This window comes from Ramlibacter sp., assembly GCF_035554825.1.
In the GTDB taxonomy this organism is placed as follows: Bacteria; Pseudomonadota; Gammaproteobacteria; order Burkholderiales; family Burkholderiaceae_C; genus Ramlibacter.
Genome location: NZ_DATMHS010000130.1, coordinates 16,007 through 31,272, shown reverse-complemented (window position 1 = coordinate 31,272; position 15,266 = coordinate 16,007). Strand labels below are relative to the sequence as shown.

The following is a 15,266-nucleotide window of genomic DNA, read 5'->3' as shown; positions in this document are numbered from 1 at the left end:
CACTGCCGAGCTGGCGGAAGATAAACGCAGGATGGCTCGCTCCGTCTTCGTGCACGAATCGCACAGCTTTACCGTGCCGGCCGAACGCGTGTTCGACGCGTGGCTCACGCCGGCCCAGGCCGGCCGCTTCCTGTTCGTGAGCCGGACCGGCGTCGTGATGCACTGCGAGATCGATCCGCAGGTGGGCGGCACCTTCACCGTGACCGATCGGCGGCCCAACCCCGACGGCGACGAGAGCTTCTTCGAAGCGCAGCATCGCGGCCGCTACGTCGAGATCGACCGGCCGCGCCGGCTGGTGTTCGACTTCAGCGTCGAGCCCTTTTCCGACCGCACCACCCGAGTCTCCATCGACATCACGCCGTCCGGTGGCGGTTGCGAGCTGATGCTCACCCACGACCTGGGCGAAGGCGACGAGGCCCTGGCCTACGCGGAGCGCACCCGGCGCGGCTGGAGCGCGATGCTGCGCCAGCTGGAGAAGGTGGTGACGACGCGGCTGTGGGGCCTCAGAGCCCCAGGAACTGCCTGACCTCCGCCAGCGTCCGCTGGGGGTCCTCCTCCTGCGGCAGGTGGCCCAGATCCCCGAAGACGACCAGCCGCGCGTGCGGAATGTCACGCTCGAAGCGCTGCCCCATCTCCGGCGGCAGCAATCGGTCCTTGCCGCCCCACAGCACCAGGGTCGGGGCCTTGATTTCCTTGAGCAGCGACAGCCGCGGCGTGGCCGACTGTTCGAGGCGCCGCGCCAGCGCCTGGCGATTGCCTTCGCGCCGGGCCAGCTCGACATGCCGGTCGACCAACTGCGGCGTGACCTTGGCCGGATCGCCATAGAGCTGACGCAGCGTGCGCTCGACCACGCCGCGCGGCAGCACGTACTTGACCAGGCCCCGCAGGCCCGGCGTGCGCGCCAGCCGGAAGCCGAGCGGCAGCTCCTGCGGCACGCCGAACAGCTCCGGCGGGTAGCCGCTGGCATCGACCAGGATCAGGCGATCGACCCGCTCCGGCAGCTGGGCGGCCGTGATCCAGGCGATCTGCCCGCCGAGCGAATTGCCGGCCAGCACGAACCGGTCCACGCCCAGCTTGTCCGCCACCGCCCGGACGACCATCACGTAGCGCTCCATCGAATAGTCGTTCTGCCGGTTGGGGCCCGTGAGGCCGAAGCCCGGCAGGTCGAAGCGGATCACGCGCCGGTGCTCGCGCAGACCTTCGGCCCAGCCCTGCCAGGTGTGCAGGCTGTCGGAAGTGCCGTGCAGCAGGATGATGGGGGCGGGGTCGTCGTGCGGCCCCTCGTCGCGGACGTGGATCTGCTGGCCGTTGACCTCGACGAAGCGCGAAGGCGGGGCGGCCCAGCGCATCTTGAGGTCGTCGACCGGGACGTCCGGCGCCCAGGCCGCCACGACGGCGATCGCCGCGAAGAAGAAGATGCCGGCCAGGACCAGCCACAGCGATCGCAGCCACAGGCCGTTCATGCCAGGACTGTAACCGGGCGCCGTCCGGTCATGGGGCGGCTGGTGGCCGTGATTCCGGTCGGAGCGGAACCGGGGCCGCCTGCCGGCGCGGCCGCCGGAGGCCAACGCCGTCGGGGAAACGGGCGCGGGGACGGCCCCGCCGCGGGCCTTAGGGGCGGTTCCCGCTCTTGGGCGCCATGCCGCCGCCGGGGGGGCTGCGCCGGCTCTGGCTCTGGTTGTCGCCGCCCAGGCGTGCCTCCCGGTCATGCCGGCTGTCCGGCGTGCGCCGGCCCTCGTTCTTCTGCGTCGGCCGGGTCTCGCCGAGCTTGTTGGTGTCGTTTTCGACCTTGCCGCTCTGGCCGGCCTGCTTGTCGCGCGGGTTGGGGCGCTTCGCCATGGGATCCTCCTGTCGGTTGAAGCGATGAACCCATTCTGGGAAGGCGGCCGCCGCCGTGGTGTCGGACGGCTTCGCCTCTGCCCAGGCGGCGTGGGCGGTCAGGCCCGCACCGCGATCGGCCGCAGCGCCGGGCCGGCCGCGCCGGCCAGGTGGCGCTCGATCGCCTTGGGCAAGGCCTTGCGGCTGCACGCCTGCAGCTGCATCAGCAGCGCGTGGCGCGGCTCGGGCACGCCGTAGCGGGCGCGCAGGTCGTGCCGGATGCGCCCGAACAGGGCCGCCGCCGTCTCGGCATCGGCCAGCGCGCGGTGGGCCCGGCCATTCGATGGCAGGGCGTGGAAGGAGGCCAGCGCGCCGAGCCGGAAGCTGCGCGCTTCCGGATACAGCCGGCGCGCCAGCAGCAGCGTGCAGGCGAACGGCTGGTCGCCGGCCTGGCCCAGCCGCTCCAGCTCGGCGCACCAGAAGCGCCGGTCGAAGGAGGCGTTGTGGGCCACCATCGGCCGGGCCCCGACGAAGCGATTGGCCTCGGCCATCACCTGCGCCGCCGGCGGCGCCGCGGCGATCATCTCGTTGCTGATGCCGGTGTAGGCCTCGATGAAGGACGAGATCCGCACGCCGGCATTCATCAGGCTCTGGTAGCGGTCGACCACCCGGTCGCCCTCCATGATCACGATCGCGATCTCGGTGGCGCGGTCGCCCATCGCCGGCGACAGGCCGGTGGTCTCGAAGTCGATGACGGCGACGGTGGTCATCACCCCAGCGGCCGCACGCCGATCAGCGGCCCGTGCAACATGAATGCGAACACCGCCCAGGCCAGCAGGCCGACGACCACCGTGATCGCCGTGCCGCTGACGGTGCCGGGCGGGTAGACGGTCCGGGCCGCTCGGTCGCGCTGGCGGGCGGCCCGGTAACTGAGCACCGCCCATGCCAGGAAGGCGCCGAACAGCACCACGTCGGCGGCCACGCCGTTGGCCAGCAGGTGGGCCAGCGCCCAGACCTTCACGCCCAGGATCATCGGGTGGTGCAGCCTGGCCTTGATGCCGTTGCCCGGCACATAGGCGGCGACCAGCAGGACGAAGGACACCACCATCAGCAGCGCCGCGAGGTGGCGTGCCCACACCGGGGGGGCGTAGAGCACCAGGGTGTCGGCCCGGGCGATCCGGAAGCCCCAGATCAGCACCGCGAAGCCGGCGATCGACAGCAGCGAGTAGAGGCCTTTCCACGGCATGGCGCCCAGCCGCCCGATCATCCGCGTGCGCCAGCCATCGGCAACGATGCGCGTGGAGTGCACGCCCAGGAACAGCACGAGCCCGAGAATCAGTAGCGCCATGGGAGCTTTCCTTGCCGAGTGGAGCGGTGATTATGGGCTCGTCCGCAGCAAGCGCGACAGCGCAATGCCACAACGGTACAGGATGCCCGCCTACAGCCGGGGCGCGCGCCGCGCGTCACACTGGCTGCAAGACGCGGCGCCCTGCGTCCCGCAGTCGCGCCGCGCCAGCAAGGAGTCACGCCATGGGCCGTGCCAGCATCGCCAGACCGACGCCCGAATCCGCCACGCACGCCGGCGCGCAGGAGGACCGACGGGCCGCCTTCGCCCTGAAGACGCCCAAGCGCATCGCGGCCCGGCTGAAGGAGCTCGCGGAACACCCGGAGCGCAGCCACGACCCGTACCGCGCTGCCATGTCGACGCTCACGGCGCGCAGCAGCCGGGGCGCGGCAGGGCTGGCGGCGGACGAGAAGCGGCGACTGGACAAGGCCAAGGACGAATTGCGTGCCCTCTTTCAACGGCCGTCGTCGGGGCGCACGACGAAGATGGGCCGCAAGGTGGAAAAGCCCGGCACCGGCCGGCAGTCGGGCCCGAGCGGTCAGACCGACGGCGTGGAGCACGATCGCAAGCACGCCAACAAGTGAGGGCCTGCGCCGGCGCCGGCCGCGCGCCGCGCCGCGCCGATCGGTTCAGGCGCCGGCGGCAGGCGCGGTCCGGCCAGCGCAGCCGAGTTCGCGCAGCCGGTGCATCACCGGCCGCAGCGCCCGGTAGGCCGCCCGGTACTGCCGGTACAGCTCGGCATAGCGCCCGACGTTCGCAGCCAGCGGCTCGGCGCGGACCCGTGCCGTCGCCCAGCCGGCGCGCGCGCCGGCTTCGTCCAGCATGCCGATGCCCAGCGCCGCCAGCATCGCGGCGCCCAGCGGCGCCTCCACCTCCGGTCCCATCGTCGCCACCGGCCGGCCGCAGGTGTCGGCGATGAGCTGCATGCACAGGTCGGACCGGGTCAGGCCGCCGACCACGAGCAGGCGCTCGTCGAGCGCCTCGGCCCCCAGTGCGCCGGCGTCGATCGTCTGTCGCAGCGCGAAGGCGATGCCCTCCAGCACCGACCGGTAGAGCTCGCCCTTGCCGTGCGTCAGCCGCAGGCCGATGAAGGAGCCGCTCGCCTGCGCGTCCCACACCGGGCTGCGCTCGCCCATCAGGTAAGGCAGGAACAGCACGCCGTCGCTGCCGGGCGGCACGGCGGCCGCCTGCGCTTCCAGCAGCGCGTGCACGTCGGCACTTTGCTCGCGCGCGGCGCGCGCCTCGTCCTGGCAGAACGCCTCGCGGAACCAGCTGATGGCGCCGCCGGCGGTCATCGCGCCGCCAAACACGTAGAGGTCCTGCAGCGGGTTGAACACGTGCGGGAAGCTGACCAGCCCGTGGTCGGCGTCGACCCGCTGGCGGATCGTGCCCCAGCACATGCTGGTGCCGAGCATGGCCACATGCTGGCCCGGCCGGGTGGCTCCGGCGGCCAGCGTGGCCGCGCTGGCGTCGACGCCGCCGGCCACGACGGGCAGGCCGGCCGGCAGGCCGAGCCGCGCCGCCCAGCGCGGCTGCAGCGCGCCGATCACCTCGCTGGAAGGCAGCAGCCGCTGGGGCATCAGGTGCGCGGGGATGCCGAGCATGTCCAGCGCTTCGGTCGACCAGGCGCGGCGCCCGATGTCGTAGACCGCGCCGATGTTGCCGGCCGAGCTGTGGTCCATCGCCAGCGTGCCGGTCAGCCGCAGGTTGACATAGCTGTTCGGCGACAGCAGGTGCCGCGTGCGCGCCCACACCGCCGGCTCGTGGTCGCGCAGCCACAGCATCTTGGTGAAGCCATAGAAGCTGTCGATGCCGTTGCCCGAAATCGCGCGCAGGCGGCGCGCGTCCAGGTGCTGCTCGACGAAGGCGGCCTCGCGCTGCGCCCGCCGGTCCATCCAGATCAGGCAGGGATGCAGCGGCGTGCCCGAGCCGTCGACCGGGACACCGGCGCCGCCGCCCAGGCTGCTGATGCCCAGCGCCTGCACGGCGGCCGCGGCGCCGGCGCGCGCGACCGCTTCGCGGATGCTGGCGACGCTGGCCTCGAGCCACACGTCGGCCGATTGCTGCGCCCAGCCCGGCTGCGGCGTGTCGACCTGGTAGGCGGCCGCGCCGGTGCCAAGCACCCGGCCCGTGGCATCGACCACCAGCGCCTTGGTGCTCTGGGTGCCGATGTCGACGCCGACGACGCAGGGAACGCGGCGCATGTCAGGACGCGCCCAGGTGCACGCCGGGCGCGCCGTCGGCGACGGCGAAGCGCTGCAGCGTGCGCACGGCCGACGCCCGGTCCTTTTCGTCGTCGACCGCCCGGAACTCCACGTCGCAGCCGCGGCGGTCCAGCGCCATCATCGCGTAGCCGCGCCGGTCGGCGTGGCCGTAGCGCAGGTGCGGATTGCGCGCGAGCATGGCGGCCACGCTGGCCGCGCTCGGCCCTTCCGAGGTGATGGCGCCGCCCACGAACTCGGTCGCCACCACGGCGTCCTGCCCGGCGCGGCGCAGGTCGGCGGCCCAGAAGGCGTGCACGTCGCCGCCGATCACCAGCGCGTTGCCGGGCCGGCCCGCGAGGGCGCCCAGCAGGCGCTCGCGCGCGGCGGGATAGCCGTCCCAGCCGTCCATCCAGTAGGCCGGCTGCAGTCCGGCGCCGCGGTCGGCGGTCGCCAGCAGCGTCGGCTGGGCCAGCACCGTCCAGCGCGCCGGCGCGACCGCCAGTTGCGCCTCCAGCCAGGCCTCCTGGGCCGCACCGAAGAAGGTGCGCGACGGGTCCAGCCGGTCGCTGCAATCGACCAGCGGCGACGCGCTGCGGCCCGGCAGGCAGGCGTGGTGCGAGCGGTACTGCCGTCCGTCGAGCATGAACAGGTCCAGCATCTGGCCGAACCGCCAGCGGCCGTGGATGCGCGCGTGGGGCCCGCGCGGGCGCATGCTGGCCGGCACCGGCATGTGCTCGTACCAGGCCTGGTAGGCGGCGGCCCGGATCGCGAGGAACTGGGCCGGGTCGGCCGTGCGGGGCGAGACGTCGTCGGTGTAGTCGTTGGCCACCTCGTGGTCGTCCCACACCGCCAGCCAGGGGCAGGCGGCATGCGCCGCCTGCAGATCCGGGTCGCTCTTGTACAGCGCATAGCGGTCGCGGAACTCGGCCAGCTGGGTCGGGATGCCGCCCTCGTGGCGCCGCACGAACCGGGCGCCCCAGGAGGATTCGTAGATGTAGTCTCCCAGGTGCACCACCAGGTCGAGCGGCTGCGCGGCCATGTCGCGGTAGGCGGCGTAGTAGCCCTGCTCGTACTGCTGGCACGACGCGAAGGCGAAGCGCACCGGCGCCATCGCCTGCGCCGCGGGCGCGGTCCGCGTGCGTCCGGCCGGGCTGCGCGCGCCCAGCGCGGTGAAGCGATACCAGTAGTGGCGCGCTGGCTCCAGGCCGGTGAGTTCGACGTGGACCGAGTGCGCGTCGCCGGCGGTGGCCTGCGCCGTGCCGCGCGCCACGATTCGCCCGAACTGCTCGTCGTCGGCGAGTTCCCAGGCCACCGCGACCGGTGCTTCGCCCAGGCCGCCGCCTTGCAACGGCTCGGGTGCGAGCCGCGTCCAGAGCACCACGCCGTCCGGGCGCGGACAGCCCGAGGCCACGCCCAGGGTGAACGGGTCGCGTCCGCCCTGCCCCCGCGACCCGAACGCGGGCAACGCGAGCGCCGCCGCCACGCCCGCGCCGAGGACGCGGCGGCGCGACAGCGGCGGCGACATGGAAGCGCTCAACGGCTCAGCGCGGCGCGGGCCGCCAGCGCCAGGTCGGGCCGGTCGGTCGTGATCTGGCGCACCGGCATGCGCAGCCAGTGCGCGATCTCGTCGGGCTCGTTGATGACCCAGGCGCCGAGCCGCTCGCTGCCCAGCGCCCGCAGGCAGCGGTCCCAGGTGGCGGCCAGCAAGGTCTTTTGCACCGCGACGAGGCAACCCGGGATCGCCGCATAGCGCTCCAGCGCGCGCCCGATGCCGCCCAGCATCTCGGCCGACCGGTGATCGAGCGACGCCAGCACGCGGCCCTGCGGCCACACGGCCAGCACCTGCTCCAGCACCCCGGGCACGAAGCAGGTCAGGATGCTGCGCTCGGCCACGCCGGCAGCGTGCAGCCTGGCCACCAGCCTCGCGATGGCGCCGGGCGGCAATTCGCCGGCGGCGTCGGTCTTGATCTCGACGTGCAGCTCCATCTTCGTGGGCCGGAACAGCGCCAGCACCTCGTCCAGCGTCGGCACGCACTCGCCGGCGGGGCCGCCCTGCTCGCCCTGGCCGGCGCGCAGCCGGGCCGCCAGCACCTGGGCCGCATCGAGGTCGCGGATGGCGCCGCTGGCCTCGGTGGTGCGATCGAGCTGGGGGTCGTGGATCACGACGGCCGTGCCGTCGCGCGTTTCGTGGACGTCGAATTCCACCGCGTCGGCCCCGGTGGCGATGAGCCGGCGAAACCCCGACAGGCTGTTCTCGGGCCACAGATTGCGGGCGCCGCGGTGTCCCACGATGATCATGAAGGCGTGCTCCTGGTTGCGGTTGTCACTTGCTGCTGTCCACCAGCCCCTTGACGAACGAGCGCTGCAGCACGACGACCACGACCACCGGCGGCAGCATCGTCAGCAGGGCGGCGCTCATCGCCACGTTCCAGGCCGGCTGCGAGTCCGAGCGCGGGATCAGGTGCTTCAGGCCGATGACGGCCGTGGCCATGTCCGGCTCGGTGGTGAACAGCAGCGGCCACAGGTACTGGTTCCAGCCGTAGAGGAACAGGATGATCGCCAGGGCCACGATGTTGGAGCGCGACAGCGGCAGCAGCACCGTCCAGAAAAAGCGCATCGGCGAGGCCCCGTCCAGTCGCGCCGCTTCGCACAGCTCCTCCGGCACGGTGAGGAAGAACTGGCGGAACAGGAAGGTGGCCGAGGCCGAGGCGATCAGCGGCAGGATCAGCCCGGGATAGGTGTTGACCATGTTCCATTCCAGGTGCACGTCCAGGCGCAGCAGCTCCGCCAGCCACTGCAGCGGCAGCGCCGCGTTGGCCACCGCCTCGTAGGTCGGCGAGATCCGCACCTCGATCGGCAGCATCAGCGACACGAAGATCAGCCAGAACGCGGTCATGCGGAACGGGAAGCGGAAATAGGTGATGGCGAACGCCGACAGCAGCGACACCGCGATCTTGCCCACGGTGATGCCCGCCGCCACCAGGAACGAGTTGAAGAACAGCCGCTCGAAGTTGGCCTTGGTCCAGGCGGTGTGCACGTTCTCCAGGAACCGGTCGCCGGGCAGCCACGGCAGCGGCACCTGCTGCACTGCCTCGATCGTCAGCGAACCGGCGACGAAGGCCAGATAGAGCGGAACGCACACGGCAGCCACGCCGACGAGCAGGATGGCGTGGCAGATGCCGTTGAGAATGGGGGTGCGCTCGATCATCGCTGCTCAGACGTCGTAGTTCACGCGCCGCTCGACGTAGCGGAACTGCAGCAGCGTCATCAGCAGCGCGAATGCCATCAGGATCACCGATTGCGCGGCCGAGGAGCCCAGGTCGAGGTTGACGAAGCCGTCGGTGAAGACCTTGTAGACCAGGACGTTGGTGGCGCCGGCCGGCCCGCCCCGGGTGACGGCGTCGACGATCGCGAACACCTCGAAGAAGCCGTAGACGAAGTTCATCACCGCCAGGAAGAACACCGTCGGGCCCAGCAACGGCAGGCACACCGAGAAGAAGCGCCGCAGCGGCCGGGCGCCGTCGACGGCGGCCGCCTCGATCAGCGAAGCCGGGATCGCCAGCAGGCCGGCCAGCAGGAAGATGTAGTCGTAGCAGATGTGCTTCCAGGACGCCGCCAGCACCACCAGCAGCATGGCGTCGGCCCCGCGGCGGTTGGGATCCCATTCGAAGCCGGCCGCGTGCAGCAGCTGCGCCAGCGGGCCGACCGCGGGGTTGAACAGGAACGCCCACAGGATGCCGGCGATCACCGGCGCGATCGCGTACGGCAGCAGGATCACCGCCTTGTACAGCTCGCGGCCGCGGATCACGCGATCGGAGGCGAAGGCCAGCACCAGCGCCACCGCCATCGTGAACGCGTTCTGCGCGATGGTGAACACCACCGTCACCTGGACCGACTCGCGGTACGACTCGCTCGCGAGCAATTGGGTGAAATTGTCCAGGCCGGCGAAGTGCACCGTGTTGCCGAACGGATCGGAGAGCAGGAAGGCCTGCGTCAGCGCGCGGAACGACGGAATGAAGAAGAACAGCAGCAGGATCGCCAGCTGCGGCAGCAGCAGCAACGCGGGCAGGCGCACCTGCCGGAAGTGCGCCCGCTTGAGTCCTGCCTCGCCGCCTGCCGCCATCGCGCCCGCCGTCGCTTCAGTATTTGCCCTTGTTGAGCTTTTCGTACTGGCGCAGGATCTCGTTGCCGCGCGCCACGGCGGCATCCATCGCCTCCTGCGGCGTCTTCTTGCCGGCGAACACCGCTTCCACTTCCTCGCGCTGGGCGAACATCGTCTGCGTGAAGTTGCCGAAGTGGAAACCGAGCGAGTTGGCCGTGGGCGTGCCGCGGCCCAGTTGCAGGATGGCGATCTCGCGGGTCGGATGGTCCTTGTAGTAGCCGGCCATCTTGGCCACCTGGTAGGCCTTGTCGGTCAGCGGCACGTAGCCGGTGGTCTTGTGCCACCACACCTGCGTCTCCGGCTTGGCGAGGAAGTCGATGAAGGCGGCCACCGCCTCGTACTCGGCGGGCTTGCCGCCCTTGAGGATCCACAGCGCGCCGCCGCCGATGGTGCTGTTCTTCGGGGTCTTGCCCTGCTCCCACGGCAGGTAGGTGGCGCTCCAGTCGATCTTGGCATTGCGCTCAATGCCGCTGTGCGCCGCGGTCGAGGCGAAGAAGGTGGAGCACTTGCCGGACGTGAACAGCTGCTCGGGGCTGAAGCCCTGGCCCGCCATCTGCATGACGCCGTCGTCCAGCCACTTCTTGATGCGGGCGACCTGCTGCACCACCAGCGTCTTGTTGTAGACGAACTCGGTGTCCAGGCCCTGGTAGCCGTTGCCCTTGGTCGCGTACGGCAGGTCGTTGATCGCGCTGTAGTTCTCCAGCAGGCTCCAGTGGTAGTCGCCGGCCAGGGCCGTGCCGCACTGGGAGATGCCCTTCTGCTTGATCGCGTACAGCTGCTTTTCCAGCTCCTGCCAGGTCTCGGCCGGCTTGGCGAAGCCCGCCTTCTCGAAATGCGTCTTGTTGTACCAGAGGATCGGCGAGGACGAGTTGAACGGCAGCGCCATCAGCTTGTTCTTGTAGCTGTAGAAGCCGGCCACCGGGCGCACGAAGTCGTTCCAGTCGACCTTGTAGCCGCGCTGGGTCATGAAGTCCTGCACCGGCAGCGTCGCGTCGGACAGCAGCATCGTCATGAAGCCGCGCTCGTAGATCTGCACCAGCTGGGGTGCGCGCTTGGCGCGATAGGCGGCGATGGTGGCATTGATCACCTCGTCGTAGTTGCCCTTGTTGGTGGCCACCACCACGTACTTCTGCTGCGAGCTGTTGAAGTTCCTCACCAGCTCGTCGACCCGCTCGCCGAGCGTGCCGCCCATGGCATGCCACCATTGGATCTGCACCGGCGGCGCGGCGGATGCGGGCAGCGCCGCCAGCAGCGCGGATGCACAGGCCGCCAGGGCCAGTCGACGTGTCAGGACATGCATTTCATCTCTCCTTGGGTCATGGTTGCATCGGAGCACCAGCGGCTGCCGCTGGCGTGACAGGTGAACGGCTCCAGAAGCCCTGCGCGCCGAACAGGTCGGCGATGGCCCGGTCCAGCCAGCCCAGGTCTTCCAGCAGGTCGAGCAAGGTGTAGCGGCGGCGGATCAGGCGGGCCCGGCGGTAGTCCGCGGCCAGGGTGGCGAGTTCCAGGCCCAGTGCCGCGGGATGCGCCGGCGCCCCGGCCTCCTGCAATTGTTGCTGCATCCGCGCGGCGCCGATCAGGCGCGCCGCCACCTGCCCGCGCAGCTGCGGCCAGGCGGCGACGAAGCGCGCGACGCGCCCCTGGCGGCTGCCGAGCGCGCGCTTGGCGGCCATCTCCTGCCGCGCCGCCGCCGCGACCTCGCCGGTGCCGAGCGACGCTTCGATCTCGGCGTCGATCGCTCGGCGGTCGTCGAGATCCTCGACCTGGACCTGTCGCAGCATCGCCTGCGGCTGCGCCAGCAGCCAGTCGTAGAGCGCCAGCATCGCGACGCAGCCGACGCCGACGCAGGCGCCGTGGGCCGCCGGCTCGCCGTCCACCTGCAGGTTCTCCATTTCCCACAGGTGCGAGAACTGGTGATCGCTGCCGCTGGCCGGGCGCGAGTTGCCGTGCGCCTGCATGGCGAAGCCGCTCACCAGCAGCCCGGAGAGCAGCGCGCCCAGTGCCTGCGGATCGCGCGCCGCGAGCCGGCGCGGCTGTCCGAGCCACTCGCCCAGATGATCCTGCACCAGCGCGAACGGCGCCGCGTTGATCGGCTCGATGCCCAGGGCGTCGGCCAGCAGCCAGTCGGCGCCGGCGACGAGCTTGCCGGCCAGGTCGCCGTAGCCCCACGCCGCCATGCGCGCCGGCGCGCCGGCCAGCACGCCGGGGTCGGCCAGCACCGCCACCGGCGGCGGGCAGGCCAGGGTGCGCTTGAACCCGTCCTGCAGCAATGCGGCGCCCGAGGCGGCGTAGCCGTCCATCGAGGGGGCGGTGGCCAGGCACAGGTAGGGCTTGCCGGCCAGTGCGGCGGCGTACTTCACCAGGTCGTTGATGACGCCCGAGCCCGCGGCGACGGGCACGGCGTCCTGCGCCTGCAGTTGCTGCGCGATGGCCTGGGCCGTCTCGGCGCGCGGCTTCAGGCGCGGCTGCGCCGGCAGCACCAGGGGCGACACCGCGCCGGCGGCGTGCGCCTGCAGCGCGGCCTGGGCCGCGGCCCCGGCCGCCGGCCAGGTGTTGCCGTCGGCGATGACCATGCAGGGGGCACCGGGCGCGCACCGGCCGGCGACTTCGGGCAGGCGGCGCGCGACGCCTGGCTCGATCGCGACCTCGCGCGTGACGGCGGCATCGCGCAGGGCGTCTTGCAATACGGAAATTTACGGCCTCCACTCGGCGCCGATGCGGCGCGGTGAACAAGTGTATCGTCGGAAATACGTTTGTCTAGTAGCATCATCGCGCCGGGGGAAGATGCATGGAAGACGATGAAGCGGCCGTTCGCGCGGCCTGGCTCTATTACATGGAGGGCCTGACGCAGGACCGGGTGGCGGCGCGCCTGGGAACGACGCGCCTGCGCGTGAACCGCCTGCTGGGCGAGGCGCGTGCCAGCGGCCTGGTCGGCATCACCATCAACTCGCGGCTGGCAAGCTGCCTGGCGCTGGAAGGCGAGCTCAAAGGCGTCTGCGGGCTGAACGAGGCCGTGATCGTGCCCACGCCGGAAGATGCCGACCTGCTGCCGGCCCTGCTCGGTCGGGCCGCGGGCGAGTTCCTGTCGCGGCATCTGGAGCAGCATCGCGTGCGCGGCATCGGCGTCGGCTGGGGCGCGACGCTGCGCGAGGCGATCCGCTTCGTGCGGCCCGCCCAGCGCCCCGCGCTGAACGTCAATTCGATGATGGGCGGCCTGACGCGCGGCCTCGAGATCAACACGTTCGAAACCGCCAGCGCCCTGGCCAGCCGGCTCGGCGCCAGCTGCACCTATCTCGCCGCCCCGCTGTACGCGGGCAGCCAGCAGTCGCGCGACCTGCTGGTCGCGCAGGACGTGTTCAAGGAGTCGTTCGCCGGCATGGCGGCCAACGACGTGGCGCTGCTCAGCGTCGGCGACCTGAGCGAGCGGTCGCTCCTGATCCGCTACGGGCTGCCGAAGGACGTGACGGTCGCCAGCCTGCGGCGTGCCGGCGCGGTCGGCGACATCCTGGGGCGCTTCCTGGACGCCGACGGCCAACCGGTGGCGCACCCGGTGAACCAGCGCGCCATTTCGCCGCCCCTGGAGCTGCTCGCCAACATCGCGACGGTCATCGTCGCCTCGGGCGGCCAGAACAAGGCGCCGATCATCGCCGCAGTGCTGCGCGCGCGGCTGGCCTCGGTGCTGGTGTGCGACGAAAAGACGGCGCGGGAGGCGCTGCGGTTGTACCAGGGCTGAAGCTAAAGGGCGTGCCGGCCAGCGAGGACCGCCACTCTCAATGTGAACCCAGCGCGTACTTGACCAAGTGCGCCCCCGCCCTTGCCTAGATCAAGCTCTGCCTTCATGATCCGTCTCGGAAGGAGAAGCGGTGGCTGTCCTCATACCCGCCCTGGGCTCGTGCGCGGCGCGCATGACCGCCGGGGAACGCCGCCTGGCGGAGCGGCTGGAACAGAAGCTCGACGACGATTACCTGCTCTGGTACGACGTGCCCGTCGGTCCGATGCGCACGCACCCGGACTTCGTCGTCATTCATCCGCGCCGCGGCATCCTGATCCTGGAGACCAAGGACTGGAAGCTGGAAACCATCCTCAAGGCGTCCAAGCAAGCTTGGGACATCGTGCCCGATGGCCAGCACAAGGTCGTGAAGAATCCGCTCGAGCAAGCCCGCCACTGTGCGATCCAGGTCGTGCGTGCCTTGGAGCAGGACGCACAGCTGATTCACGAGGATGGCCCGCACAAGGGCAAGCTTGCGTTCCCGTGGGGGCACGGTGTCGTCTTCACCAACATCACCCGCAAGCAATTTACGGACGCGGGGCTGGATCAGGCAATCGACGCGCACTACGCGATCTGCAAGGACGAGATGCTGGAAGCAGCGGAAGCCGAGGAATTCCAGCAGCGCCTGTGGCACATGTTCCCGCATGCGTTCGGCAAGGTGATTTCCCTGCCGCAGCTGGAACGGGTGCGCTGGATCATGTTCCCGGAAGTGCGCGTGCCGGTGCAGACCGCACTGTTCGCCGCGGACAAGGACGAACTGCCGGACATCATGCGGGTGATGGACCTGCAGCAGGAGCAGCTGGCGCGCAGCCTGGGCGAAGGCCACCGCGTCATCCACGGCGTGGCCGGCTCGGGCAAGACCATGATCTTGGGCTACCGCGCCGAGCATTTGGCCAAGTTTCCTTCGGCCAAGCCGATCCTGGTGCTTTGCTACAACAAGCCCCTGGCGCAGAAGCTGGAAGCCACCTTCGCGGCCAAGGGGTTGTCGGACCGAGTGCACGCGCGCAACTTCCACAAATGGTGCCGCGACCAGCTGGTCGCCTTCGGGCAGCCGGTGCCCGAGGGCTTCGGCGACAAGTACGCGCAGGCGTTGGTCGACAACGTCATCCGCGGCGTAGAGCGCAAGCAGATTCCCTCCGGCCAATACCAAGCGGTGCTGATCGACGAGGGGCACGACTTCCAGCCGGAGTGGCTCAAGCTCGTCACGCAGATGGTGGACCCCGAGACGAACAGCCTGCTGGTGCTGTACGACAGCGCGCAGGACATCTACGGCAAGAGCAAGGCGCGCGGCTTCAGCTTCAAAAGCGTCGGCATCCAGGCTTCGGGCCGCACGACCATCCTGCGCATCAACTACCGCAACACCAAGCAGATCCTGCAGACGGCCAATATGGTCGCCGCCAAGTTCCTGAGCCCCGAGGAGCAGGATGACGACGGCGTGCCGGTGGTCCGCCCCGTCAGCTGCGGTCGCGAAGGCGAGGAGCCGCTGATCATCCGCCTGCCCAAGGCGAGCGACGAGCCCGGCAAGATCGCCGAGATCCTCGCGAATGCGCACGAGGAGGGCCATGCCTGGGGCGACATGGCCGTTCTGTGCCGCAAGCAGGCGCAGATGGACGAGGTTGGCCGGGTGCTGACGCTGCGCAAGCTGCCGCACCAGGTGCGCAAGTCCTCAGGCGGCTATGACCCGCTCGCCAACACCATCAAGGTGATGACGATGCACGGCAGCAAGGGCCTGGAGTTCCCCGTGGTGGCGCTATGCGGCGTAGGGCAAATGGCGGGCGAGGGAGAGGACGAGAAGGACGAGGCGCGGCTGTTTTATGTGGCGGCGACGCGGGCGACGCAGAGGTTGGCAATCGCTGCTGCCGAGGGGGGCGAGTTGGTCAACCAGCTTGTTGCCGGCTAGCACCAGTCCTGTCGTGGCAAGGCGCCGAGCATTGGCAGTATCCGAATGCGTGCCGTTGCGCAGGGCCG

15 protein-coding genes are annotated in these 15,266 nt (G+C 70.7%); 4 read left to right on the top strand and 11 right to left on the bottom strand.

All coding sequences use genetic code 11. From position 1 onward, the window contains the following. Positions 1–31 precede the first annotated feature (31 nt). The gene (locus tag VNT59_RS15860) at positions 32–526 is read left to right on the top strand and encodes an SRPBCC domain-containing protein (RefSeq protein ID WP_325499796.1); all 495 of its coding nucleotides are present in this window, start codon (positions 32–34) and stop codon (positions 524–526) included. Here the strand turns inward: VNT59_RS15860 and VNT59_RS15855 are convergent. From VNT59_RS15855 to VNT59_RS15840, 4 genes are all read right to left on the bottom strand, one after another. After that, positions 504–1,463: an alpha/beta hydrolase gene (locus VNT59_RS15855; protein WP_325499794.1), complete on the bottom strand. Its 960-nt coding sequence runs from the start codon at positions 1,461–1,463 to the stop codon at positions 504–506. The two genes, VNT59_RS15860 and VNT59_RS15855, sit on opposite strands and share 23 nt — an antisense overlap. 148 nt (positions 1,464–1,611) lie before the next feature. After that, the gene (locus VNT59_RS15850; protein WP_325499792.1) at positions 1,612–1,839 is read right to left on the bottom strand and encodes a hypothetical protein; all 228 of its coding nucleotides are present in this window, start codon (positions 1,837–1,839) and stop codon (positions 1,612–1,614) included. Between the two features lie 98 nt (positions 1,840–1,937). After that, positions 1,938–2,588, bottom strand: a complete 651-nt coding sequence (locus tag VNT59_RS15845; protein WP_325499790.1) for a 3'-5' exonuclease — start codon at positions 2,586–2,588, stop codon at positions 1,938–1,940. Beyond that, on the bottom strand, positions 2,588–3,166 hold the full coding sequence (locus VNT59_RS15840) for an NnrU family protein (RefSeq protein ID WP_325499788.1): 579 nt from the start codon (positions 3,164–3,166) through the stop codon (positions 2,588–2,590). Before VNT59_RS15840 ends, VNT59_RS15845 begins: the two co-directional genes overlap by 1 nt. Positions 3,167–3,348: 182 nt before the next feature. Here VNT59_RS15840 and VNT59_RS15835 point away from each other — a divergent pair, with 182 nt between their 5' ends. Next, positions 3,349–3,747: a DUF3175 domain-containing protein gene (locus tag VNT59_RS15835; RefSeq protein WP_325499786.1), complete on the top strand. Its 399-nt coding sequence runs from the start codon at positions 3,349–3,351 to the stop codon at positions 3,745–3,747. Between the two features lie 45 nt (positions 3,748–3,792). Here the strand turns inward: VNT59_RS15835 and VNT59_RS15830 are convergent, their stop codons facing one another. The 7 genes from VNT59_RS15830 to VNT59_RS15800 are packed head-to-tail and all read right to left on the bottom strand — an operon-like array spanning position 3,793 to position 12,213. Continuing rightward, positions 3,793–5,367 (bottom strand): FGGY-family carbohydrate kinase, encoded by a 1,575-nt coding sequence (locus VNT59_RS15830; protein ID WP_325499784.1) that lies wholly within the window; start codon positions 5,365–5,367, stop codon positions 3,793–3,795. A gap of 1 nt (position 5,368) precedes the next feature. Continuing rightward, a complete protein-coding gene (locus tag VNT59_RS15825; protein ID WP_325499782.1) occupies positions 5,369–6,892 on the bottom strand; it encodes an alkaline phosphatase D family protein in 1,524 nt (507 codons plus the stop codon). Between the two features lie 8 nt (positions 6,893–6,900). Next, entirely contained in the window at positions 6,901–7,665 is a 765-nt protein-coding gene (locus VNT59_RS15820; protein ID WP_325499780.1) for a glycerophosphodiester phosphodiesterase family protein, read from the bottom strand. A 25-nt stretch (positions 7,666–7,690) separates the two neighbouring features. Continuing rightward, positions 7,691–8,575: an ABC transporter permease subunit gene (locus tag VNT59_RS15815; RefSeq protein WP_325499778.1), complete on the bottom strand. Its 885-nt coding sequence runs from the start codon at positions 8,573–8,575 to the stop codon at positions 7,691–7,693. A 6-nt stretch (positions 8,576–8,581) separates the two neighbouring features. Continuing rightward, a complete protein-coding gene (locus tag VNT59_RS15810) occupies positions 8,582–9,490 on the bottom strand; it encodes an ABC transporter permease subunit (RefSeq protein WP_325499776.1) in 909 nt (302 codons plus the stop codon). Between the two features lie 16 nt (positions 9,491–9,506). Then, positions 9,507–10,829, bottom strand: a complete 1,323-nt coding sequence (locus tag VNT59_RS15805; RefSeq protein ID WP_325499774.1) for an extracellular solute-binding protein — start codon at positions 10,827–10,829, stop codon at positions 9,507–9,509. Between the two features lie 16 nt (positions 10,830–10,845). Beyond that, entirely contained in the window at positions 10,846–12,213 is a 1,368-nt protein-coding gene (locus VNT59_RS15800; RefSeq protein ID WP_325499772.1) for an iron-containing alcohol dehydrogenase, read from the bottom strand. A 104-nt stretch (positions 12,214–12,317) separates the two neighbouring features. On the opposite strand from VNT59_RS15800, the gene VNT59_RS15795 reads away from it, so the two are divergent. Next, entirely contained in the window at positions 12,318–13,262 is a 945-nt protein-coding gene (locus tag VNT59_RS15795) for a sugar-binding transcriptional regulator (protein WP_325499770.1), read from the top strand. Positions 13,263–13,434: 172 nt separating this feature from the next. Further along, positions 13,435–15,198, top strand: a complete 1,764-nt coding sequence (locus VNT59_RS15790) for a DEAD/DEAH box helicase (RefSeq protein WP_325499768.1) — start codon at positions 13,435–13,437, stop codon at positions 15,196–15,198. The last annotated feature ends 68 nt before the right edge of the window (positions 15,199–15,266 follow it).